General features: G+C 63.8%; 24 protein-coding genes. 4 read left to right on the top strand and 20 right to left on the bottom strand.

Annotated features, from left to right (window positions below; all coding sequences use genetic code 11):
- Positions 1–15: 15 nt before the first annotated feature.
- The 3 genes from BVH73_RS13515 to BVH73_RS15935 all read left to right on the top strand — a co-directional run bounded on the left by BVH73_RS13515 (position 16) and on the right by BVH73_RS15935 (position 1322).
- Complete coding sequence (locus BVH73_RS13515) at positions 16–609, top strand: RNA polymerase sigma factor (RefSeq protein WP_079419473.1); 594 nt, start codon at positions 16–18, stop codon at positions 607–609.
- A 22-nt stretch (positions 610–631) separates the two neighbouring features.
- Positions 632–1072: an anti-sigma factor family protein gene (locus BVH73_RS13510; RefSeq protein ID WP_079419471.1), complete on the top strand. Its 441-nt coding sequence runs from the start codon at positions 632–634 to the stop codon at positions 1070–1072.
- A gap of 76 nt (positions 1073–1148) precedes the next feature.
- Entirely contained in the window at positions 1149–1322 is a 174-nt protein-coding gene (locus BVH73_RS15935; RefSeq protein WP_169836776.1) for a DUF3106 domain-containing protein, read from the top strand.
- Positions 1323–1363: 41 nt separating this feature from the next.
- Here BVH73_RS15935 and BVH73_RS13505 read toward each other — a convergent pair whose 3' ends face one another.
- The 5 genes from BVH73_RS13505 to guaB are packed head-to-tail and all read right to left on the bottom strand — an operon-like array spanning position 1364 to position 6263.
- Positions 1364–2314 carry an LD-carboxypeptidase gene (locus tag BVH73_RS13505; protein ID WP_079419469.1) on the bottom strand — a complete coding sequence of 317 codons (951 nt, stop codon included), beginning with the start codon at positions 2312–2314 and terminating at the stop codon, positions 1364–1366.
- 32 nt (positions 2315–2346) lie between these two features.
- Positions 2347–2925 (bottom strand): tRNA adenosine(34) deaminase TadA, encoded by a 579-nt coding sequence (tadA, locus tag BVH73_RS13500; RefSeq protein ID WP_079419467.1) that lies wholly within the window; start codon positions 2923–2925, stop codon positions 2347–2349.
- Positions 2922–3140, bottom strand: coding sequence for a hypothetical protein (locus BVH73_RS13495; protein ID WP_079419465.1), 219 nt, complete (start codon positions 3138–3140; stop codon positions 2922–2924). The genes tadA and BVH73_RS13495 overlap by 4 nt, the downstream gene beginning before the upstream one ends.
- Positions 3141–3146: 6 nt before the next feature.
- The gene (guaA, locus tag BVH73_RS13490; RefSeq protein WP_079419463.1) at positions 3147–4745 is read right to left on the bottom strand and encodes a glutamine-hydrolyzing GMP synthase; all 1599 of its coding nucleotides are present in this window, start codon (positions 4743–4745) and stop codon (positions 3147–3149) included.
- Between the two features lie 42 nt (positions 4746–4787).
- Entirely contained in the window at positions 4788–6263 is a 1476-nt protein-coding gene (gene guaB, locus BVH73_RS13485; RefSeq protein ID WP_079419461.1) for an IMP dehydrogenase, read from the bottom strand.
- Positions 6264–6388: 125 nt separating this feature from the next.
- Between guaB and BVH73_RS13480 the strand changes: the two genes are divergently transcribed.
- Positions 6389–6928, top strand: a complete 540-nt coding sequence (locus BVH73_RS13480) for a DUF4124 domain-containing protein (protein WP_245800348.1) — start codon at positions 6389–6391, stop codon at positions 6926–6928.
- Between the two features lie 24 nt (positions 6929–6952).
- Here the strand turns inward: BVH73_RS13480 and BVH73_RS13475 are convergent, their stop codons facing one another.
- The 15 genes from BVH73_RS13475 to pilW form a co-directional block, all read right to left on the bottom strand.
- Complete coding sequence (locus BVH73_RS13475) at positions 6953–7477, bottom strand: phosphoribosyltransferase (RefSeq protein WP_079419459.1); 525 nt, start codon at positions 7475–7477, stop codon at positions 6953–6955.
- Between the two features lie 56 nt (positions 7478–7533).
- Entirely contained in the window at positions 7534–8856 is a 1323-nt protein-coding gene (locus BVH73_RS13470) for an adenylosuccinate synthase (protein WP_079419457.1), read from the bottom strand.
- 35 nt (positions 8857–8891) lie between these two features.
- Positions 8892–10058, bottom strand: coding sequence for an ATP phosphoribosyltransferase regulatory subunit (locus BVH73_RS13465; protein WP_079420655.1), 1167 nt, complete (start codon positions 10056–10058; stop codon positions 8892–8894).
- A gap of 48 nt (positions 10059–10106) precedes the next feature.
- On the bottom strand, positions 10107–10292 hold the full coding sequence (locus tag BVH73_RS13460) for a DUF2065 domain-containing protein (protein ID WP_079419455.1): 186 nt from the start codon (positions 10290–10292) through the stop codon (positions 10107–10109).
- Positions 10293–10345: 53 nt separating this feature from the next.
- Positions 10346–11236 (bottom strand): protease modulator HflC, encoded by an 891-nt coding sequence (hflC, locus tag BVH73_RS13455; protein ID WP_079419453.1) that lies wholly within the window; start codon positions 11234–11236, stop codon positions 10346–10348.
- Between the two features lie 10 nt (positions 11237–11246).
- The gene (gene hflK / locus BVH73_RS13450) at positions 11247–12563 is read right to left on the bottom strand and encodes an FtsH protease activity modulator HflK (RefSeq protein ID WP_079419451.1); all 1317 of its coding nucleotides are present in this window, start codon (positions 12561–12563) and stop codon (positions 11247–11249) included.
- Positions 12564–12673: 110 nt separating this feature from the next.
- Positions 12674–13855, bottom strand: a complete 1182-nt coding sequence (hflX, locus tag BVH73_RS13445; RefSeq protein ID WP_079419449.1) for a GTPase HflX — start codon at positions 13853–13855, stop codon at positions 12674–12676.
- Positions 13830–14075 carry an RNA chaperone Hfq gene (gene hfq, locus BVH73_RS13440; RefSeq protein ID WP_013123378.1) on the bottom strand — a complete coding sequence of 82 codons (246 nt, stop codon included), beginning with the start codon at positions 14073–14075 and terminating at the stop codon, positions 13830–13832. The genes hflX and hfq overlap by 26 nt, the downstream gene beginning before the upstream one ends.
- A gap of 106 nt (positions 14076–14181) precedes the next feature.
- Complete coding sequence (gene der, locus BVH73_RS13435) at positions 14182–15576, bottom strand: ribosome biogenesis GTPase Der (RefSeq protein WP_079419447.1); 1395 nt, start codon at positions 15574–15576, stop codon at positions 14182–14184.
- 9 nt (positions 15577–15585) lie between these two features.
- Entirely contained in the window at positions 15586–16755 is a 1170-nt protein-coding gene (gene bamB / locus BVH73_RS13430; RefSeq protein WP_079419445.1) for an outer membrane protein assembly factor BamB, read from the bottom strand.
- Positions 16752–17390, bottom strand: coding sequence for a YfgM family protein (locus BVH73_RS13425; protein ID WP_079419443.1), 639 nt, complete (start codon positions 17388–17390; stop codon positions 16752–16754). Before BVH73_RS13425 ends, bamB begins: the two co-directional genes overlap by 4 nt.
- 42 nt (positions 17391–17432) lie before the next feature.
- On the bottom strand, positions 17433–18710 hold the full coding sequence (gene hisS, locus BVH73_RS13420) for a histidine--tRNA ligase (protein ID WP_079419441.1): 1278 nt from the start codon (positions 18708–18710) through the stop codon (positions 17433–17435).
- Positions 18711–18715: 5 nt separating this feature from the next.
- Positions 18716–19999: a flavodoxin-dependent (E)-4-hydroxy-3-methylbut-2-enyl-diphosphate synthase gene (ispG, locus tag BVH73_RS13415; protein ID WP_079419439.1), complete on the bottom strand. Its 1284-nt coding sequence runs from the start codon at positions 19997–19999 to the stop codon at positions 18716–18718.
- A gap of 10 nt (positions 20000–20009) precedes the next feature.
- Positions 20010–20933 carry a helix-turn-helix domain-containing protein gene (locus BVH73_RS13410; RefSeq protein ID WP_079419437.1) on the bottom strand — a complete coding sequence of 308 codons (924 nt, stop codon included), beginning with the start codon at positions 20931–20933 and terminating at the stop codon, positions 20010–20012.
- A 6-nt stretch (positions 20934–20939) separates the two neighbouring features.
- Positions 20940–21791 (bottom strand): type IV pilus biogenesis/stability protein PilW, encoded by an 852-nt coding sequence (gene pilW, locus BVH73_RS13405; RefSeq protein WP_079419435.1) that lies wholly within the window; start codon positions 21789–21791, stop codon positions 20940–20942.
- Positions 21792–21798 lie beyond the last annotated feature (7 nt).

Below are 21798 nucleotides of genomic sequence, written 5' to 3'. Positions count from 1 at the left end.
ACTGGCCACTATGCTATGGATCATGCTTACGCCCTCCCCCAAGCACTCGTGACCGACGCCACGCCATTCGACTCCGCCGAACTCAACCGTTTTTGCGCCGACGTCCGCGTGAGAGCCACCCGCATGGCACTCATCGAGCTGCGCGATGCGGCGCTGGCTGCCGATGTGGTTCAGGACAGCCTGCTCAAACTGGTGAGCAATTACAGGTTGCGGCCAGCGGAGGAATGGGCGCCGCTTTTCTACAGCATTCTGCGCAATCGCATCACCGACATGCACCGGCGGCGCAAGGTGGAGAAGATTTTCGATTTCTTCTTCTCCAGCGACGAGGACGAGGACCAACCTCCCAGTTGGGAGCAGATTGCCGACGGTGGGCTCGGGCCCGAGCAGCAGACCTCCAACGGGCAGCTTGCTGGGCGCATCGCCGATGCGATTTCAACCCTGAGCCCGCGGCAACGCGAGGCGTTTTTGCTGCGGGAAATGGAGGGTTTGTCCATCGTCGACACCGCCGCAGCGATGAAAGTCAGCGAAGGCAGCGTCAAGACGCACCATATGCGCGCGCTCACCCGCTTGAGGGAATTGCTTGAATCCGACCATCCCGCTAAAGTTTGAACTGCCTGAATCAGGTGCCATCATGACCACCCGCAACCATCTCACTCCCGCTCAGATCGACCACTACCGCAGTGGTCTGGCGTCGGCTGAACAGGCGGCGCAGATCGAAGTTCATCTGAAAGACTGCCCGCAGTGCCAACACGCGTTGCAGTTCGGGCAGCGTCTGAGCACCCTGCTGGCACCCTTGCCACAATTGGCCGCGCGCATGCCCCGCCGCCACTCGCGCGCCGTGCGCTGGCCCCGGGTCTTTGCCGCGGGCATGGCGACCGCCTCGCTGGCCCTGGCGGTGTTCATCAGCGTGCCCCATCTCATGACCACCAACGCGACTTATCCGGGTGGAGTTGGCTCTCAGGCTCTCAGCCCGCAGGTTGCGGATGCCGTGCAGAACATCGAGTTCTACCAGTGGCTTTCCAACCACCCGCAAATGCTGCAACAGGGGCTGCAAAATGGCAATCCGGCCTGAGCGCCACGCTCTCTGGCTTCGCGCGGTGCGAACGACTGCGCTTGCAGTCGCGGTCGCCCTTGTCGGCGCCGTCGGAATGGTCCCCTTGGCCCTGGCCAACCAGCGCGACGGTCAGGGCGCTTATCAGCGATGGGAGCGCATGCCCCAGCAGCAGCGCGAGCGCATTCTTCAAGAGCAGGAACGCTTCAAGCGCCTGCCGCCTGGCGAACAGGAACGGCTTCGCCGCGAGTACGAACAGCGGCGCAAATGACCACCGCCTGAACCCGGCGGGTGGCCGGGCCGCGCGGGGCATCAATGATGCGCGTGCGGAAAGAACAGAAAAACCTCCTGCCCGTCTCGCAGCACCCTGGTGCGAACGCCGTGAGGCAGCGTCAGTTTGGTGCGGACGTGACCAAACGGCAGCCCTGTCAACACCGGCACCCCGTGCGGTTTGAGTTTGGCACGCAGCCACTGCACCGCCGAGTTCAGGTCGTATCCCGCGTCGTGCGCGCTGAGTTTGTACCCGGTGAACTGCCCCAGAAGCACCGCCTTCTGCCGCTGAACAACCCCGGCATGCAGCAGTTGGCTGAACATACGTTCCACGCAGTACGGGTGTTCATTCACGTCTTCCAGGAACAACACGCCTTTGGCGCGGGGTAGGTAGGGCGTGCCGATCAGGCTTGCGACCATAGCCAGATTGCCCCCCCAGAGCACCCCTTCGACATCCAGGCCTCGCGGCGCATCGTCGCAGACAAAACCCACGGCTTCCAGGGTGCCGTCCACCGCATCCAGAAAACTGTCGACCGTGATGTCGTCCGGCTTGTTCTCACCGAAATCGTAAGACGCCATGGGACCGCTGAACGTGACGGCACCGGTCTGGGCCAGCAAGGCGAGTTGCAAAGCAGTGAAGTCACTGTGTCCGACCCACATCTGCCTGCGCTCCTTGATGGCCTGCGCCAGCAAGTTGTAGTCGATCGCTTGCAGCAGACGACTCAAACCATAACCGCCACGCGTCATCATGATCACGTCCGCCCGGCTCCGTGCCGCGTCGTGGATGGCACGAAGCCGCAGGGCATCGGTCCCGGCAAAACGCTGTACGCGCGCCAGCGCCTGGGCCCCCATGTGCACGCGAAAGCCCAAGGTCTGCAGATGCGCTTCGGCCCGTTCCAGGCGAGCAGGCTCCTGTACGGCCCCTGCAGGGGATACGAGGCGGAGCAAACCGCGACTGGGAGTCTGGCCGGAACTGGGGTTGATGTCGGGCATCGGAGGGAACGAGGCTGAAGGATGACGAGGAATCAGGAAACAGGCGGCTCGATATCGAGCTCTGTGACCTCGATGCCCGAGAGACAGGCATCGTGCTCGGGATGGGCAGGCTGTTTCTGCGCCTGGCGCCGGGCACGGAAAAAATCCTGCAGCAAGGCGCTGCAGGCCGACTGCTCGATCTCGGCGGTGACGTCGCAGTGATGATTCAGGCGCGGATCGGCAAACAGATCCACCACGCTGCCCGCCGCGCCCGTCTTGGGGTCTCGCGCCCCGAAAACCACGCGGGAAAAGCGCGCATGCAGCAGGGCCATCGCACACATCGCGCAAGGCTCCAACGTGACATAGAGCGTGCATTCAGGCAGGCGGTAATTGCCCAGCATCAGGGCGGCCTGCCGAAGCGCGACGATCTCGGCATGCGCCGTGGGGTCATGGTCGCCGATGGGCCGGTTGTATCCCGTGGCGATGACCGTTCCGTCCTTGACGATCACAGCCCCCACCGGCACTTCGCCCAATAGCCAGGCGTTCTGCGCCTGATCGAGTGCCAGGCGCATGAACGCGCGGTCGGCATCTGGATCGGGCGCCAACACCGGCCCCGGCGGCGGACGATTCATTCGGGCACGCTGGCGGGACGCGCCTTCAGGGCCTTGTCGAGCGACTGCCTGAACTGCTTCAGTGCGGCCGAAGCGGGTTGCCCCTCGTCACCGTGCGCACCGGCCGCGTTGGACGGCCCGGCGGCCCCCACTTGCCCCGAAAGCTGCGTACGCACCAGCCAGACGATGATCAGCAGGGTCAACAGCAAACCTATCAGTCCGAACAGCATGCGCATGCTGCTTCACTCCCACTCAATGGTCGCAGGGGGTTTGGAACTCACGTCGTAGGTCACGCGGTTGATGCCGCGCACCTCGTTGATGATGCGGCTGCTGACCTTCTTGAGCAGCGCGTACGGCAGCTCGGCCCAGTCGGCGGTCATGAAGTCGCTGGTCTGCACCGCACGCAGCGCCACAACATAGTCGTAGGTGCGGCCGTCGCCCATCACGCCCACGCTCTTGACCGGCAGGAACACGGTGAAGGCCTGGCTGGTCAGGTCGTACCAGCTCTTGCCGCTGACGGGGTCGATGGTCGAGCGCAGTTCTTCGATGAAGATGGCGTCGGCCCGACGCAGCAGGTCGGCGTAGTCCTTCTTCACCTCGCCCAGGATGCGCACGCCAAGGCCCGGCCCGGGAAAGGGGTGGCGGTAGACCATGTCGTGCGGCAGGCCGAGCGCCACGCCCAGCTCGCGCACCTCGTCCTTGAACAGGTCGCGCAGCGGCTCCAGCAGCTTCAGCCCCAGCTGCTCCGGCAGGCCACCCACGTTGTGGTGGCTCTTGATGGTCACGGCCTTCTTGCTCTTGGCGCCACCGGACTCGATCACGTCCGGGTAGATCGTGCCCTGGGCCAGCCACTTCGCACCCTTGGCCCCGTCGCCCTTGAGCTTGGCGGCCTCGGCCTTGAACACGTCGACGAACAGGCCGCCGATGATCTTGCGCTTCTTCTCGGGGTCGGTCACCCCCGCCAGCTGGCCGAGGAACAGCTCGCTGGCGTCGACGCGAATCACCTTGGCGTGCAGCTTGCCGGCAAACATAGCCATCACCATGTCGCCCTCGTGCAGTCGCAGCAGGCCGTGGTCGACGAATACGCAGGTCAGCTGGTCGCCGATGGCGCGGTGGATCAGGGCTGCGGCCACGGAAGAATCCACACCGCCGGACAGACCAAGAATCACTTCCTCATCGCCCACCTGCTCGCGGATTTTCTGTACCGCTTCGGTGATGTAGTCGCCCATGATCCAGTCGCCCTTGCAGCCGGCGATCTCGCGAACGAAACGCGTAAGCATGGCCTTGCCCTGCACCGTGTGGGTGACTTCGGGATGAAACTGCACGGCGTAGTAACCGCGCGCCTCGTCGGCCATGCCGGCGATGGCACAACTGGGCGTGGACGCCATGAGCTTGAACCCTGGCGGCATGTCCGTCACCTTGTCGCCATGACTCATCCACACCTTGAGCATGCCGTGGCCTTCCCCGGTGCGGAAGTCCTCGATGCCGTCGAACAATCGCGTATGACCGCGCGCGCGCACTTCGGCATAGCCGAATTCGCGGTGATCGCTCCACGCCACCTTGCCGCCCAGTTGCGAGGCCATGGTCTGCATGCCGTAGCAGATGCCCAGCACGGGCACGCCCAAATCCCAGACGGCCTGCGGCGCACGCAACTCGTGGTCTTCGTAGGTGCTGCCGTGGCTGCCCGAAAGAATGATGCCCTTGGGCGCGAAGTCACGCACGAAAGCGTCGCTCACGTCGCAGGGATGGATCTCGCAATACACCTGGGCTTCACGCACGCGGCGCGCGATGAGCTGCGTCACCTGGGAGCCGAAGTCGAGAATGAGGATTTTGTCGTGCATGAATGCAAGCGTCGGCTTGACGCCGACGAGGGGAAAAAGAGATCAGTCGACGTGGTAATTGGGCGCTTCTTGCGTGATCTGAACGTCATGGACATGACTTTCACGCATGCCAGCCGCCGTGATCTGCACAAACTCGGCCTGCCCGCGCATCGCTTCGATGGTGGCGCATCCGCAATAGCCCATAGACGAACGCACGCCGCCGACAAGTTGGTAGATGATGGCCACGAGCGGCCCTTTGTGAGGCACGCGCCCTTCAATGCCCTCGGGCACGAATTTCTCGTTCCCGGAGGCCGAAGTCGTCTCGGCCCCGTCCTGGAAATAGCGATCGGCGGATCCCGCCTTCATCGCCCCGATGGAGCCCATGCCCCGATAGGCCTTGTAGGCGCGTCCCTGATACAAAATGGCCTCACCCGGCGCCTCTTCGGTACCCGCGAACATGCTGCCCATCATGACGGTGGACGCGCCCGCAGCGATCGCCTTGGCGATATCGCCTGAGTAGCGGATGCCGCCATCTGCGATCAAGGGCACGCCGCTGCCCTCAAGCGCTTTGGAAACGTTGGCAATGGCGGTGATCTGCGGCACGCCCACCCCGGCGATGATGCGGGTCGTGCAGATCGAGCCAGGCCCGATGCCGACCTTCACCCCGTCGGCACCGACATCGACCAGGGCCAGTGCAGCGGCTCCGGTGGCAATGTTGCCGCCCACGACTTCGATCTGCGGGAAATTGCGCTTCACCCAGCGCACCCGGTCGAGCACCCCCTGGCTGTGACCATGTGCGGTGTCCACCACGATCACGTCGACGCCGGCATTGGCGAGCGCTTCCACGCGTTCTTCCGTGCCCTCGCCCACGCCCACCGCGGCGCCGACACGAAGCTTGCCCTGCGGGTCGCGCGCGGCGTTCGGACGTTCGGTGGCCTTCTGAATGTCCTTGACCGTCATCAGCCCTCGCAACTCGAAGTCGGCGTTCACCACCAGAACCCGCTCCAGGCGATGTTGATGCATCAAGGCCTTGGCCTGCTCCAGCGGCGCGCCCTCTGGCACGGTGACCAGGCGTTCGCGCGGCGTCATGATGTCCCGCACCGGAGTATCGAGACGGGTCTCAAAACGCAGATCGCGGTTGGTCACGATGCCCACGACCTTGCCATTCTCGATCACAGGAAAACCCGAGATGCCATGCTGTCGGGACAGTTGCAGAACGTCTCTCACCTTGACGATGGGAGAGATCGTGATGGGATCGCGCAGCACGCCCGACTCGAATCGCTTCACCCGGGCCACTTCGGTGGCTTGCGCCTTGGCGGTGAGATTCTTGTGAATGATGCCGATGCCCCCCTCCTGCGCCATGGCGATCGCCAGACGCGACTCGGTCACCGTGTCCATCGCTGCGGACACCAGGGGAATGTTGAGGGAAATATTGCGAGTCAGGCGAGTCGCAAGGCTGGTGTCTTTGGGTAACACCTGGGAATATGCGGGGACCAACAACACATCGTCGAAAGTCAGCGCTTTTCCTACAAGACGCATAGATGCCTCCGTGCAAAAGGAAATTATAGGCACGCGCGCCGTATTGAGCACGTTGCATGCGACCGATCGGCCGATGCTGGGCGCAATCGCGTTAAGCTAACAGTCTGACTCGACCCGCCTGCCCCATGCGCCCAATCGCCCACCGCCGCCACTTCCGCGCACTCGGCCGCGCGATGCTGCCCTTGTTTTTCATGGCGGCGCTTGCGCCAAGCGCTCAGGCAGCGCAATGGAAATGGCGCGACGCCAGTGGCGTGGTGCAGTACAGCGACCAGCCCCCACCCGGCACGATTCCCGCACGCGACATTCTTCAGCGACCGGGGGCAAATGGATCCGTTGCCCAAGCCCCGTCTCCCCAATCCGCATCCCAGCCTCGGGCTGGCGATGCCACTCAGCAGCAGGCGGCCAGCGAACTGGACAAGAAGATTGCCGAGAAGAAGAAGGCCGACCAGGCGGCACAAGAGCAGGCCAAACTGCAGCAGCAACAGGCACAGACCTTGCAGAACCAGCAGAACTGCCTGCAGGCTCAAAAGCAATTATTGGTGGTCGACAGCGGCCAGCGCATGGTGCAGATCGACGCTCAGGGTCAGCGCGCCATCATGGACGACGCGCAGCGGGCGGCAGAGCGCGCTCGCATCGCCGGACTCATGTCGCAGTATTGCCGCTGAAGCCCCTGCCGCCGAACTCGGCAGTCAGATCTTCCAGCGCTCGGCCAGACGCGCGGGACGAAGCACGTCGTACTCTTCAAAGGGCTGGTGTATCCAGGGGCTCGTGGGCAGCATGTCCACGTAGTACTCGGGCAAATAGGTTGAGATGCCCTTGACCCAGATGACGGCACTGCGCAGATCGGTGATCTTGCCGCTGCCGCTGCGAAGGTGGTTTTCAACCGCCTTGAGCGTCTCGCCCGAATCGGCCAGATCGTCCACCAGCAGCACGCGCCCTTCGAGTTCGCCGCGCGGCAGGGTGATGTAGCGGGCGATGTCCAGGCGCCCCTGCACCGTTCCCGCGCTTTCGCGGTAGGAACTGGTGGACATGATGGCCAGTGGCTTGTCGAAAATCCGCGACAGAATGTCTCCAGGCCGAACGCCGCCACGCGCCAGGCAGAGGATCTGATCGAACTCCCAGCCCGATGCATGCACCTTGAGCGCAAGTCTTTCGATCAGGGCGTGGTATTCGTCCCAGGAAACATAGAGATGCTTGCCGTCCTCGCTGAGCATGGCCGAACCTTTGTGAACGTGTGGAAAATGAAATCTGCCCGAAGCGCGATGAACGCTCAAGCCTGAAACGGATGGCGCAGCACGATGGTGTGCTCGCGGTCGGGGCCGGTGGACACCATGTCGATCGGCGCGCCGATGAGCTCGCCGACCCGTTGCAGATAGCTGCGCGCCTGGGCGGGCAGTTGATCCCAGGTGGTGAGGCCCTTGGTGCTCTGCGTCCATCCCGCGAAATCTTCGTAGATCGGCTCGCAGCGCTCGATCTCGTCGGCATCCAGCGGCAGAACGTCGCGACGAACGCCATCGAGGGTGTAGCCCACGCAGGCCCGGATGGTCGGCAGGCCGTCAAGCACGTCGAGCTTGGTGATGCACAGCCCCGAAACGCCGTTGATGATCACGGCGCGCTTGAGCGCAGCGACATCGAGCCAGCCGCAGCGCCGGGCGCGTCCCGTCACCGTGCCGAACTCCTGACCCACGCTGGAGAGATGATGTCCCACGCTGCCCGGCTCGGCCGTGGGCAGCTCCGTCGGGAAGGGGCCGCTGCCCACCCGGGTGGTGTAGGCCTTGGTAATGCCCAACACGTAATGCAGCATGCCGGGCCCGACACCCGAGCCCGCGGCCGCAGTGCCGGCGACGCAATTGCTCGAGGTCACAAAGGGGTAGGTGCCGTGGTCGATGTCGAGCAGCGAGCCTTGCGCGCCTTCGAACAAGAGTCGGTCACCGCGCTGATGGGCCTGGTGGATGCTGTAACCCACATCGGCGAGCAGGGGCCGAACCTGCTCGCCGGACTTAAGCAACTGATCCATCACCATGGCCGCATCGACCGTATCGGTATGCAGGTAATGCTTCAAGACGAAATTGTGCAGATCCAGCACCTCGGCAAGCTTGGCCTGAAGGCGCTGCGGATGCTTGAGATCCTGCAAACGGATGGCACGGCGCGCCACCTTGTCTTCATAGGCCGGACCGATGCCCTTGCCCGTGGTGCCGATCTTGCCACTGCCCTCGTTCTCGCGACGGATCTCGCGAGCCTTGTCGAGCGCGACATGGGTGGGCAGTACGACGGGACAGGATTCGCTGATGTACAGCCGTGAGCGCACATCGACACCTGCCGCCTCGAGCCTGGCGATTTCGAGCAGCAGATGTTGAGGATCGACCACCACGCCATTGCCGACATAGCAGGCGACACCCGCGCGCATCACACCGGAAGGGATGAGCTGCAGCGCGGTCTTCTGCCCATTGATCACCAGCGTATGTCCCGCATTGTGACCGCCCTGAAAACGCACCACGCCCTGGGCATGGTCGGTCAGCCAGTCGACGACCTTGCCCTTGCCCTCATCACCCCATTGGGTGCCCACTACGACCACATGACGACCAGTATTCACGCGTGTGTTCTCTCAGAAATCAGTTCAAACGATGATCAAGCCTGGGAAGATCCGTTGCGATCTTCCACCAGCCATGTTCCCGCCCGCAAGACCAGATGGCGTTGGAATGCGCGCGTGTCGCTGGCTTGGTCCGGGGGTAATTGCACCACGGTTTCGCCGCGCCGCCGCAAATCGGCCACGACCTCGGCCAGACCCGGCGCCATCGACCACTCGGCCACGATGGCCGAGCCCGCCCGAGGCGCGGTGGCAAAGCCCGCCACCTCGCGCAGGTCCATCGAAAAACCCGTGGCTGCGCGCGGTCTGCCAAAGCTGGCGCCGACTTCGTCATAGCGACCGCCACGCGCGACGGCATTGGCATATCCGCGCGCATAGACGCTAAAGATCACGCCGCTGTGATAGCGGTAGCCCCGCATGTCCGCAAGGTCGATCTGCACCTGCGAGCCTTGTTGCTCGTGGTAGTCGGCCAGCGCCGACAGATCATCCAAGGCCCGCAGGATGAGCGCGTGTTGTGGCAAGGCGCGCCGCGCCTCCTGCAGCACCGCCGGATCGCCGTAAAGTTCGGGCAGCGCAAGAATGGCTGCGCGCTGCGCGGGCGTGCAATCGCGCGTCAGCAGACGCAGTTCGCCCGCATCCTTGTTGGCCAGGGCATCCAATATGGCCTCCATGGCCTCTGGCCCAAGCAACAGACCGGAGAGCACTCCGCGCACGATGCGGTTGTCGGCCAAGTCGAGCGCCGCCTGATCCACGCCGGCCAATCGCAGGCAATCCAGGGATAGGCGCTGCACTTCAAGATCGGCTTCCAACCCGGCATGTCCGTACAACTCCGCACCGAACTGCAGAATCTCGCGGCTGGCGTGCACACCTTCCGGGTGCGTGCGAACCGCGCTGCCGCAATAGCACACCCGCGTCACGCCTTCCTGGTTCAACAAATGCGAATCGATGCGGGCCGCCTGGGGCGTCATGTCGGCACGCAGCCCCAGGGCGCGGCCCGAGATCTGATCGACCAGTTTGAACGTCTGCAGGTCGAGGTCTTGCCCCGTGCCCGACAGCAATGAGTCGACGAACTCAAGCAGCGGCGGCATGACCAGGGCATAGCCGTAACCCTTCGCCGCATCCAGACAGGCGCGGCGAAGGTGCTCGATCACGGCCGCCTCGCGAGGCAGCACATCGGAAAAATACTCAGGAAGACGCCAATTGCTCATGAAACGCGCTGGTTGTTGGGGCACGATCATCCGTGCCAACCGCTCAGCTTACTTGAGGACGGCCACCAGGAGAAGACCGCCTGTGACCGCAAGCAACCCGATGAAACGCAGTTGACCGTCGGTCAATGCCATGATCTGCTGGAACAGATGACGCCATTGCCTTGGAAATAGCAAGGGCATCAGTCCCTCGATGATCAAAACCAGACCGAGGGCGAGAAACAAGGCGCTCTGCACGTTGTCTCCTGCGCGAGACAGCCTCTGGCGAGGACGGTCTCAGCGCATGTCGACTATTTCGCCGGTTTCGCCGAACCGCCGCCCGGTCCCCGGAAGAACTGGAAGAACTGGGTATTCGGATCGAGCACCAGGACGTCGGACTTGTTGTTGAAGCTGGCGCGGTAGGCCTCCAGGCTTCGATAGAACTCGGCGAACTGGGGGTTCTGTCCAAACGACTTGGCGTAGATTGAAGAGGCCTCGGCGTCGCCCTGACCCTTGATAGTCTGCGCCTTGCTGTAAGCCTGGGAAATCACGATCTCGCGCTGCTTGTCCGCTTCGGCACGGATGGTCTCGGCTTCAGCATAACCCGTCGAGCGCAGCTCGTTGGCGACACGCTGGCGCTCCGCTTCCATACGGCGGTAGACCGACTGGGTGATGGCCGAAACGAAGTCCACCCGGGTCAGGCGCATATCGACGATCTGAATGCCCGTGCCCTGAATGTCCTTGGCAATACCGGACTGCACATCCCGCATGACCTGATCACGCTGGGAGGCGAGCACCTGCCGAACCGTGCGTCGGGTGATCTGCTCGTTCAACGCGGCCTTGACGATCTGCGAGAGGCGGTCACCCGCACGACGCTGATCGCCGCCATAGCTGCGAATGAATTCGGTCGGATTGGTGATGCGCCACTTCAGATACCAGTCCACCACCACGTTCTTCTTCTCCGCGGTAATGAAGCGATCGGTATCGGGACTCTGCAGGGTCAGGATGCGCTTGTCGAGAAACACCACGTTCTCGAACGGCGCCGGGATCTTGAAGTACAGACCAGGCGTGCTGATCACCCGTTTGATCTGCCCGAGACCGAACACCGCAGCGAACTGCCGTTGATCGACGACGAAAAGGCTGGACGACAACACCAGAATGGCCACGACCAGGGCCACGAGCGCAAGAATGATTTTGTTCATCGCTCAGCCCTCACTGGAAGTTACGCTCGCGCAGCGTGTCGCGCGAGGTTCTTGAACTGGGGGTTGCCGTCCCGTCCGGCGCGGAAGCCGTGCTGTCCGCAGCTGCGGGCGAGGTGCCCGTCGATGCGGAAGGCAGCGTGGGTACCGCGGCCGGCGCGGCCGGGGTCGCAGCGATTGACGAGGTCTTGCCGGCCGATTGCTGCAGCAACTTGTCCAGCGGCAGGTAGAGCAGATTATTGTTGTTGCGCGAATCCACCATGACCTTCGATACGTTGGAGAGAATGTCTTGCATGGTTTGGAGGTACATGCGCTCACGCGTGACTTGCGGCGCCTTTTCATATTGCTGCAGGATCTGGTCGAAGCGCGAGGTATCGCCCTGGGCCTGCGCCACGACCTGCGCCTTGTAGGCCTCGGCGTCCTGGATCAGTCGCGAGGCCGAACCTTGCGCCCGCGGAACCACGTTGTTGGCGTAGGCCTGCGCTTCATTCTTCAGCCGTTCGCGGTCTTGGCCGGCCTTGATGGCGTCGTCAAATGCCGCCTGCACCTGCTCGGGCGGCTGCACGTTCTGCAGCGTGACGGTGGTGATGATGATGCCGGTCTTGTAGCGATCAAGGATTTTCTGCGTCAGGGCCTGCACGTCACTGGCGACCTGTTCACGCCCCTCGTAGAGCACATAGTCGAGAGTCTTGTTGCCCACGACTTCGCGCACCGCCGTTTCCGCCGCTTGAGACACGGCGTCATCCGGGCTGCGATTGTTGTAGAGGTAGTCCACCACATTGTCGATGCGGTACTGAACGGCGAACCGGACATCGACGATGTTCTCGTCCTCGGTCAGCATGGCCGATTCGGGCAGACCCGTCGCCTTCACCTCGCCGCCGCGCCCGACCTCGACCGAGCGAACCTGAGACACGTTGATGATCTCGTCAGCCTCGAAGGGATAGGGAAGCCGCCAGTGAAAACCCGCATCGGTGATGTAGGCGAGCTTGCCGAACCGCGTGACTGCCGCCTGCTGTCCTTCCTGCACGATGAAAAACCCGGACGACAACCAGCCCAGAACCCCGATCAGAATGAGGATGATGAAGCCCACGCCCATGCCCTTGGCTGAAGGGTACAGATCCGGGCGCTGCGGAGGCGTCCCTCCCCCGTTTCCGCCGCCGCGCTTCTTGCCGAACATCCCATTGAGCTTGCGGTTGAAATCGCGCCAAAGCTCGTCGAGATCGGGCGGACCACCGTTGCCCGGGCGCCGATTCGGATCGGGATTGTTGTTGCTTTGATGGCCGCCGGCGCCTTCATCCTTGCCCCAACGCGGGTCGTTGAGATTGAACAAGCGCGAATGGAGCCCTGCGAAGGGCCATACACGCAGCCACGCGCGACGAAGAAAGCGAACGCGCGCCGGGACCTGTGCAGAAGGCGAGGCACGCCAGAAACGTGAGGGAGTCATGCGGAAAGGTGAGTAGTGTCCGACAAAGCTGAAGCAGAAGACTGAAAGCGCGGATCAGCCAAAACCGCTTCCAGCAAAGCCCTTTTGAGGGAGGCGAGACCGTCGCCCGTCATGGCGCTGACGGCAAGCCGGGGCATGCTAGCACGCGCCTCGATACCCTCGGCTTCTTTGTGTCCATTTGTAACCAAAAGGTTCACAGGCAGCAGATCAGACTTGTTGAGAATCAAGAATTGCGGAAGGTCATCGGCCCCGATTTCGTGCAGCACCGCACGCACCTCGTCCATCTGTTCTAGTCGATGCGGCGAACTCGCATCGACCACGTGCAGCAGCAGATCGGCCTGCAAGGTGTCTTCGAGCGTGGCCTTGAATGCTTCGATCAGCGTGTGCGGCAAATCGCGGATGAAACCCACCGTATCCGACAGCGTGACATTCACCTGCGGAGCCAGGTAGAGCTTGCGCGTCGTCGTGTCGAGCGTGGCGAAGAGCTGATCGGCCGCATAGATTTTCGATCTGGTCAGCGCGTTGAACAGGGTGCTCTTGCCTGCATTCGTATAGCCCACGAGGGCCACACGAAAGGCCCCGGTGCGACCGCGCGCGCGACGCTGGGTCATGCGCTGGCGACCGAGTTTGCCCAGACGGGTGCGGAGCATCTTGATCTTGTCGTCGAGCATTCGGCGATCGAGCTCGATCTGCTTTTCGCCTGGGCCACCTCGCACCCCGATCCCGCCGGTCTGCCGCTCCAGGTGCGTCCAGCCGCGCACGAGGCGGGTGGCCAGATGTTCGAGTCTGGCGAGTTCGACCTGCATCTTGCCCTCGGCACTTTGTGCGCGGCGGGCGAAGATTTCGAGAATCAGGCCGGTACGGTCGATCACGGGTTTGCCCAGCGCCTTTTCGAGATTGCGCTGCTGGATCGGGCTGAGCGCGTTGTCGAAAATGATGGTGTCCGCAGACGTGGAACTGACCAGTTCGCTCAATTCATCGAGCTTGCCAGAGCCGATATAGGTTGCCGCATCAGGGCGGACCCGAACGCACGACAACTCGCCCGCCAGGGCATACCCTGCGGAGGTGCTGAGCTGCTCAAGCTCAGCCAGGGCATCATCGGACGAAGGGCGGCGTTGCTGCACGCTGACCAGGGCAGCGCGCTCGGGCCCCTCAGGCTGCGGGCGCTTCTTGCTCACCGATTTGGAAGGAGACCGGACGTGCGGGAACGACGGTGGAAATGGCGTGCTTGTAGACCATCTGGGTCACCGTGTTGCGCAGCAACACGACGTATTGATCGAAAGATTCGATATGCCCTTGCAACTTGATGCCATTGACCAGGTAAATCGACACCTGAACATGCTCCTTGCGCAGCAGGTTCAGAAAGGGGTCTTGTAGCAACTGCCCTTTGTTACTCATCTTTTTCTCCATTGTCGTGACGAAAGCTTAAATGGCATTCATGGTCTGGAATGCAAGAGGCTGCAAAATAACATAGTGCCAGGGGCCGTCGCAGCGATGCGGGGTTTCAGGCGTCTCTGGCGTAAGGATTCGTACTGCTGCGGTATTCCACCCGCAAAGGCGTACCTGTAAGGTCGAATTTTTCACGCAGCTGACCTTCCAGGTAGCGGGTGTAGGTCGCGGGCACCCGATCGAGCGCACTGCCGTGAATCACGATGATGGGAGGATTGGTGCCCCCCTGGTGTGCGTAGCGCAGTTTGGGGCGGACCGGACCTGTGCGCGGCGGCTGTTGCTGCGCCACGGCTTCGATGATGGCACGCGTGAGCTTGGGCGTGGGCAGCTTGCGGTAGGCGGCGGCGTGGGCCGCGATGACCGACTTCATCAGCCCGTTCAACCCCGCGCCGGTACGCGCGGAAATGCTGTGAAACTTCGCAAAGCCGACGAAGGGAAGGCGTTGGCGGATCGCCACCATCAGCCGTTCGCGGCCATATGTATCCACCGCGTCCCACTTGTTGGCCGCCAGCACCAGCGCCCTGCCCGCTTCGACGGCAAAACTGGCGATATGCGCATCCTGATCGGATACGCCCTCGGTGGCGTCGAGCAGCAGCACGACGACGTTGGCCTGTTCGATGGCCTGCAGCGTCTTGATGACCGAGAATTTTTCCACCGCTTCGAAGACCTTGCCCTTGCGGCGCAGGCCCGCGGTATCGATCAGGATGAACTTGCGGCCATCGCGCTCGAACGGAACTTCGATCGCATCGCGCGTCGTGCCCGGCATGTCGAACGCAATCACCCGTTCCTCGCCGACCAGGGCATTGACCAGCGTTGATTTACCCACATTGGGACGGCCGGCAATGGCCAGTCGCAGGCTGTGAACGCGCGGCGGTGTACCTGCGGTCGCGGCATCGGCAGCCTCGTCGGGCGGGTTCTGCTCATCCGTGCTCTCGGGCATGTCCGCCAACGGATCGGACGGCAAGGCACTCAGGATGCGCTCCAGCAGATCGGGCACCGAGTCACCATGGGCGGCACTGATGGAGAAGGGCTCGCCCAGACCCAGCTCGTGGAACTCGGCAAGCGCCGGGTGACCGTGGCGTCCTTCTGCCTTGTTCACCGCCAGAAGAATGGGCTTGCCGGTCTTGCGCAGCTCGGCGGCGATATGCAGATCCTGGGGACTCAGACCGGTGCGCAGATCCACCAGAAACACGACAAGATCGGACTCGGCGATGGCCTGCCGGGTCTGCCGCGCCATCTGGTGCACGATGCCGGTGTCGACCACGGGCTCGAAGCCGCCGGTGTCGACCACGATGACCGGCCGGTCCGCCATGCGCAGCATGCCGTAGTGGCGGTCGCGGGTGAGTCCGGGCATGTCGGCCACGATGGCGTCGCGAGACCGGGTCATGCGGTTGAACAGGGTGGATTTGCCGACGTTCGGTCGGCCAACCAGGGAAACAATGGGGGTCATGTCATTCGATCAGTCGGGCACGAAGGCGTAGATGCCGCCCTTTGCCGTGACGACGACCATGGTCTTCCCCAGCACCACGGGCGCGGCCTGAATGGCGCTGCCATCGGTCGCCACGCGCCCCACAATGCTGCCGTCCTTGGCCGAGAGAAAGCTGATGTAGCCCTGGTAATCGCCCACGGCCACCGTTCGGCCGACCAACAGGGGGGCGCTGAGGTTGCGATATTTCAGCTGCGAATTGGTCCAGCTGGGCACGCCATCGGTTGCCGAATAGGCCTGCACGTCGCCATTGGCCTGGGTGCCGACGACTTCCTGATCGTTCATGCTCAACGCGGTATAGCCGTTGGCCGCGCGCGTCCACAGCATGCGGCCGGTATCGGCATCCACGCAACCCACGGCGGATTGGTAGGCGCGTGCGCACAACATGGAGTCCAGAAGCGTCGGCTGACCGGTGATGCCCACCACGCGCTCGACCTCGGTAACGCCCCGGGCGCGGGCGAGCGTGGCCTGCCAGCGCGGCAGGCCATCATTCAGGGCATAGGCATCGATGCGTCCGAGCGCCGTGCCGATCATCACCATGCCGTCACGCGACACCATGCCGCCGGCCTGTTGCACCAAAAGAGAGGCCGCCCGATTGTCGGCCTGCCAGAGACGCCGGCCACTGGCTGCATCGAACGCGAACACGCGCTGATCGGCCGCCTGCACGATGATGCGGCCACCCGTCACATAAGGCGGCGTGAGGACCGTGGCGGGCAACTGGTAGCGCCACAGCAACTGCCCCTTCGGGCCGATCGATACGAGGCCATTGTTCTTGTCCACCACGGCGGTGAACGTGCCATCACTACCCGTGCCCGCGCTGATGCCCCCGGCCACCTTGGCCGACCATACGGTCTGCCCGGTGGCGCTGTTCAGGCGCATGACCTGGCCATCCGCCGAGGCAACGACGACCGCATCGGGCAGCGCGGCGGTCTGGAACCAGGCGGGAACATCGCCAATCCGCTGCGTCCAGGCCTGTTTGACAGTGAGAATGTTGGCCACCGGTGTCAGCGGCGTCGGCTCAGGCGGCTTGGAGCCCGACGCACAACCGGCCAACTGAGCGGCCAGAACGAGCGGCAGGGTTACACGGGCCCAGCCCGAAAAGCGACGATCCCTGCCTTCAGCACCCTGTTGCATCGCACTCATGCTGCGCTCCCCCCGACCGCTTGGAGTCTTTGTTGAATGGCGGCCCGCTCCGAAGCCTCCGCTGGGAGGGCCTTGAGCGCGGCTTCATAAGCAGATCGAGCCGCCTCGCGCTGACCTTGCAGCACGGCCAGGTCACCGCGGCGCACCTCGAACAGCGCGGCGAAAGACGGCTCCGGCACATCGGCCAAAGTCTTGCTCGCTTCGGCGTACTGCTTGGCGTCGATCTGCAGCGCCGACAGGTTAAGGCGCGCCACGGCGCGCTCGCTCGGCCCCGAGGCATGCTCGGAAGCCCACTTGAGCGCCTCGATCGCCTGGGCGTTCTTGCCTGCATCGTGCAGCGATTTGGCCACAGCCAGCGCCGCCATGCCCGCATAGGCGCTGGTCGGCGCCTTGCTCTGCATGACGGCCCAGGCCTGTTCGACCTTGTCGGGACTGTTGCTCTGAATGGCGGCCTGCACCTGCTCGAACACCGTCGCGGCCTTGGCGCCCTCGTTGCGCTGCCACCATTGCCAGCCGTAATACCCGGCAAAACCCAGTGCGACTGCCAGTACCGCGGCCGAGATCAGGGTGCCCCAGCGCTCCCAGAAGTGGCGCATCTGGGCGATCTGTTCTTGTTCTTCGAAGTTGTAGCTCATGGGAGGATCGGTGACGAAAAGCGGCTATTTTAGGTTGCCCATTCAGAGCAAAGCGGAAACCAGCGTCTGGATCGACTCGAGCGGAACCAAGCGCTGCTGCTGCCCGTCCTGGGCACCGCGCAGATCCTTGATGCCGAGCTGCCCGGACTGCATTTCCTGCTCGCCAAACACCAGGGCCCAACGGGCGCCGCTGGCGTCGGCCTTTTTCATTTGCGATTTCATGCTGCCGCCACCCATGTGCAACTGCACCCGCACCCCGGCCGCGCGCAGGGCTTCGCACAGCGGCATGGCGCGCGACACGAGCTCAGGCTGGGTCAGCACGGCGTAGGCATGCGGAGCACTGATGGGCGGCTGCTGACCCGCCTCGACCAGTAATTCGAGCACCCGTTCCATGCCCAGCGCCCAGCCGCAGGCAGGCGTGGGCTTGCCGCCGATCTGTTCGATCAGGCCGTCGTAGCGCCCCCCGGCACAGACCGTGGCCTGCGCTCCCAGTCGGTCGGTGACCCACTCGAACACCGTGAGGTTGTAATAGTCGAGCCCCCGCACCAGCCGCGGGTTGATGATGAACGACTGCCCTGCGGCGCGCAGCAACGCCTGCACGCCCCCGAAATGCGCCAGAGACGCCTCGCCGAGATAGTCGATGAGTTTGGGCGCGGCGTCGACCAGCGCCTGCATCGCCGGATTCTTGGTGTCGAGCACGCGCAGCGGATTGCTGTGCAACCGACGCTTCGCATCCTCGTCGAGCTGATCGGCGTGCGCCTCGAGATAGGCAATGAGCGCCACGCGATGACGCGCCCGCTCGTCGGCCTGGCCGAGGCAGTTGATTTCGAGCGTGACCAGTTCGCTCAAACCCAGGCGCGCCCAGAGCTGCCGCGCCATCAGAATGAGCTCCACGTCCACGTCAGGACCAGCGAACCCCAGCGCCTCCGCCCCGACCTGATGGAACTGGCGATAACGTCCGCGCTGCGGCCGCTCATGGCGGAACATCGGCCCGGTGTACCAGAGCCGCTTGCCGCCGTCGTACAGCAGGGAATGTTCGATGCACGCACGCACCACGGCCGCGGTGCCTTCGGGCCGCAAGGTGAGCGGCTCGCCATTGAGCGCGTCGGTAAAGCTGTACATCTCCTTCTCGACAATATCGGTCACTTCACCGATGCCGCGCACGAACAGCGGGGTGTACTCGAGAATGGGCGTGCGCAGGTTCTGATAGCCGTAGCTGCTCATGAGTGCGCGCACCTGCTCTTCGAACCACTCCCAGGCCGCCGATTTGGGCGGCACGATGTCATTCATGCCTTTGACGGCACTGAGTTTGTCTGCCATGGAATTCAAGCCACCTGTTCAGGATGGCGATGGGGCGCGCCGTAGCGCTGTTGAACGTATTGCTCGACGAGGGTCTGGAACTCCGCAGCGATGTTGTCGCCGCGCAGGGTCATGCGCTTTTCGCCATCGATGAACACCGGTGCCGCCGGTGCTTCGCCCGTACCGGGCAAGCTGATGCCGATGTCGGCATGCTTGCTCTCGCCAGGGCCGTTGACGATACAGCCCATCACGGCCACCCGCATCTGCTCCACCCCTGGGTAGCGGCCGCGCCAGACCGGCATCTGCGCACGCAGGAAACTGTCGATGCTCTGGGTCAGTTCCTGAAAGAAAGTACTCGTGGTGCGGCCACAGCCGGGGCAGGCGGTCACGCTGGGCGTGAAGGCGCGCAGGCCCAGCGCCTGCAGAATTTCCAGCGCGACCACCACCTCCTGGGTTCGCGGCGCATGGGGCTCCGGGGTGAGAGAGACGCGAATGGTGTCGCCGATGCCCTCCTGCAGCAACACCGCCAGCGCCGCCGTCGAGGCCACCGCGCCGCGGGTGCCCATGCCCGCCTCGGTCAAGCCAAGATGCAGCGGATAGTCGCAGCGCGCCGCCAGGGCGCGGTACACGGTGACGAGGTCCTGCACATTGGAGACCTTGCACGACAACAGGATCTGCTCAGGCCTCATGCCCAGCTCGCGTGCGCGTTCAGCCGACTCCAGCGCCGACAGCACCAGCGCCTGCGCCATGATCTGTCGCGCCTCATAGGGTTGGGCGCGCCCGGCGTTGGCGTCCATCAGGCTGGCGAGCAGTTCCTGGTCGAGACTGCCCCAGTTCACCCCGATGCGCACGGGTTTGTCGTGACGCAGGGCAATGTCGATCATCTGGCCGAATTGCCGGTCTTTCTTCTCACCCTTGCCGACATTGCCCGGGTTGATGCGATATTTGGACAGCGCGCGGGCACAGTCGGGAAAATCGCTCAGCAGACGATGGCCGTTGTAATGAAAGTCGCCGATGAGCGGCACCGAAACCCCCATGCGGTCGAGCTGTTCACGAATGGCCGGCACGGCGGCGGCGGCCTCGGGGGTGTTCACCGTGATGCGGACCAGTTCCGATCCCGCCGCCGCGAGCTCCTTGACCTGAATCGCCGTGCCGATGGCATCGGCCGTATCGGTATTGGTCATGGACTGCACGCGCACCGGCGCGTCGCCCCCGACGGTCACGACATGCTCCCCCCAGACCACGCGCGCCTGGCGCGTACGGTGGCGGGAAGGCAGGGCTTCGGGAATCGGGGGATCGAGCAGTTCCATGCGCCAGCTCTCAGTTCAGTGTGAACCGCGCCACATTGGCTCGCGTGTCCGGGGCAAGATCCACTGGCTTGCCCGCATAAGTTACCGAGGTCTGCGGGGCATTGCCCACCACGACGGACAGCGGCACGCTTCCCGCAGGCACCTGCACGCTCTGCGGCGCGCCGGCTTGCAGCAACTGTGAAAAGATCACCTTGCCATCATGCGCGGTGACCTGCACCCAGCTCGGCGCACTCGCGGCCAGTTGCAGCGATGCCCCCGCCGCAGCAGACACCGCAGACGCTGCGGACGCAGGGCGCACCGGCACCGGCGCCGCGGCGGGCGCCGAGGCCGTGATCGCCTGCGAAGATTGCAGTCCCAGCGCTGAAGACTCGGCGTGGACAGACTGCGAACTTGCAGGCACCGCAGCCTGCGCGCCCGCTGGCACCACGTTTTCCACCACGGCCGGCTTTTGCGTTGCAGGCTGCGCCTTGACCGGCATCACGGACTCGGCCAGACCGCGCAAGGCCGGCCAGAAATACACCAACGCAGCCATCACCACGATCAACACGGCCAGCCAGAGCAAGCCTCGCGACCGGTGCCCGGCCGCGGCAGCCCGCGGCAAGGGCCGTTCGGGGACGCGCGCGGCGAGATCGGCACCGCCGGCCTCCTGCGCCGGCGCCGGGCTATGCAGCACGGGCGCGCCCGGCAGAAGATCGAGCAGAGGCTGCGCGTCGATCTTGAGGGCCTTGCAGCAACTGCGCAGCAGCGCGCGGCCGAAGGTGTCGTCAGGCAGCGCGGACCAGTCGCCCGCTTCCAGCGCGGCAATCTTTGCGGGGGCCACCTTGAGCTGTGCGGCCAGTTCTTCGAGGTTGCGCCCCGCCGCCATGCGGGCGCCGCGCAAAGCCGAACCTGCCTGGGCGCGGCTGGCCATGAGTTCCGCAGAAGGTTCTGTCATAGCGGATCAGTAGTTCAGCAAGGTGGAATCATCGAACCGCCCCTGTTGCGCGGCGATGGCTTCCCGCGAGTCGGGAAAGCGCTGTTCGATCTGGTTGGTCCACAGCGCCACATCCGCGGCATTGCCTGCTTTGCGGGCAATGAGAATGCCGACCCAGAGCGACTGGGCGCTTGCATAGGTGCCGCTGTTCACCCGCGCGATGTAGAACAAAGCCTCTTTGGCCTTGCCCATGCGATCGAGCACCACGGCCAGATTGGTGGAGAGCGCCGGATTGCCCGGATCGAGCGCGAAGCCCTTCTTGAGCGTGCCCTCCGATGCGGCCCAGTCTCCCGCGCGGTACTGGCATACGCCCAGCGCGAGATAGCTACGGACCGGGTAGCGGTAATTCTGAATGGACAGAGCCTTGTTGAACTGGGCAAACGAATCCGGATAGCGACGCTGCTGACAGAGGAACCACCCATAGTTGTGCAGCGCATCGGGATTATCGGGCGCCAGGCGCAGCGCTTCGCGGTAATTGGCATCGGCCTTGGCGCTGTCGTTCAGCGCGGTGTAGATCAGTGCGCGCATGGTGTAGGCAGGCACATAGTCTGACTTGTCCGCCAAGGCCTTGTTCACCTCTTCAAGCGCAACCTGAAACTGGCCGCGCTGGTAATAGCCTTCGGCAAGTTCGAGCCGCAGTTGAACGCGCTTGAGCACATCGCTCTGCTGGGGCGTCAAGGCGGCGCCCGAACCCATGTCTGCGGCACGTTGCGTCTGCGTGGCACATCCGCCCAACAGAAGTGCGCCCGCCATCAGAAAACCCATGAGGGCCATGCGCCCATGAGAAACACTGGCGCGCGCGCGAAGACTTGAGAACATGGGCAAA

Source organism: Thiomonas intermedia (assembly GCF_002028405.1).
GTDB lineage: Bacteria > Pseudomonadota > Gammaproteobacteria > Burkholderiales > Burkholderiaceae_C > Thiomonas > Thiomonas intermedia.
Note: the sequence above shows the minus strand (reverse complement) of the source record. Positions and strands in the feature narration are given on the sequence as shown.

Excerpts from the sequence above, each read along its gene's own strand:
- BVH73_RS13495 (WP_079419465.1), bottom strand. The coding sequence starts at position 3,140 with ATGCGCATGCTGTTCGGACTGATAGGTTTGCTGTTGACCCTGCTGATC.
- hfq (WP_013123378.1), bottom strand. The coding sequence starts at position 14,075 with ATGAGTAACAAAGGGCAGTTGCTACAAGACCCCTTTCTGAACCTGCTG.
- hisS (WP_079419441.1), bottom strand. The coding sequence starts at position 18,710 with ATGGCAGACAAACTCAGTGCCGTCAAAGGCATGAATGACATCGTGCCG.
- hflC (WP_079419453.1), bottom strand. The coding sequence starts at position 11,236 with ATGAACAAAATCATTCTTGCGCTCGTGGCCCTGGTCGTGGCCATTCTG.
- ispG (WP_079419439.1), bottom strand. The coding sequence starts at position 19,999 with ATGGAACTGCTCGATCCCCCGATTCCCGAAGCCCTGCCTTCCCGCCAC.
- BVH73_RS13410 (WP_079419437.1), bottom strand. The coding sequence starts at position 20,933 with ATGACAGAACCTTCTGCGGAACTCATGGCCAGCCGCGCCCAGGCAGGT.
- BVH73_RS13515 (WP_079419473.1), top strand. The coding sequence starts at position 16 with ATGGATCATGCTTACGCCCTCCCCCAAGCACTCGTGACCGACGCCACG.
- BVH73_RS13425 (WP_079419443.1), bottom strand. The coding sequence starts at position 17,390 with ATGAGCTACAACTTCGAAGAACAAGAACAGATCGCCCAGATGCGCCAC.
- BVH73_RS15935 (WP_169836776.1), top strand. The coding sequence starts at position 1,149 with ATGGTCCCCTTGGCCCTGGCCAACCAGCGCGACGGTCAGGGCGCTTAT.
- BVH73_RS13475 (WP_079419459.1), bottom strand. The coding sequence starts at position 7,477 with ATGCTCAGCGAGGACGGCAAGCATCTCTATGTTTCCTGGGACGAATAC.
- BVH73_RS13505 (WP_079419469.1), bottom strand. The coding sequence starts at position 2,314 with ATGCCCGACATCAACCCCAGTTCCGGCCAGACTCCCAGTCGCGGTTTG.
- guaB (WP_079419461.1), bottom strand. The coding sequence starts at position 6,263 with ATGCGTCTTGTAGGAAAAGCGCTGACTTTCGACGATGTGTTGTTGGTC.
- BVH73_RS13465 (WP_079420655.1), bottom strand. The coding sequence starts at position 10,058 with ATGAGCAATTGGCGTCTTCCTGAGTATTTTTCCGATGTGCTGCCTCGC.
- BVH73_RS13510 (WP_079419471.1), top strand. The coding sequence starts at position 632 with ATGACCACCCGCAACCATCTCACTCCCGCTCAGATCGACCACTACCGC.
- pilW (WP_079419435.1), bottom strand. The coding sequence starts at position 21,791 with ATGTTCTCAAGTCTTCGCGCGCGCGCCAGTGTTTCTCATGGGCGCATG.
- tadA (WP_079419467.1), bottom strand. The coding sequence starts at position 2,925 with ATGAATCGTCCGCCGCCGGGGCCGGTGTTGGCGCCCGATCCAGATGCC.
- der (WP_079419447.1), bottom strand. The coding sequence starts at position 15,576 with ATGACCCCCATTGTTTCCCTGGTTGGCCGACCGAACGTCGGCAAATCC.
- BVH73_RS13480 (WP_245800348.1), top strand. The coding sequence starts at position 6,389 with ATGCGCCCAATCGCCCACCGCCGCCACTTCCGCGCACTCGGCCGCGCG.
- bamB (WP_079419445.1), bottom strand. The coding sequence starts at position 16,755 with ATGAGTGCGATGCAACAGGGTGCTGAAGGCAGGGATCGTCGCTTTTCG.
- guaA (WP_079419463.1), bottom strand. The coding sequence starts at position 4,745 with ATGCACGACAAAATCCTCATTCTCGACTTCGGCTCCCAGGTGACGCAG.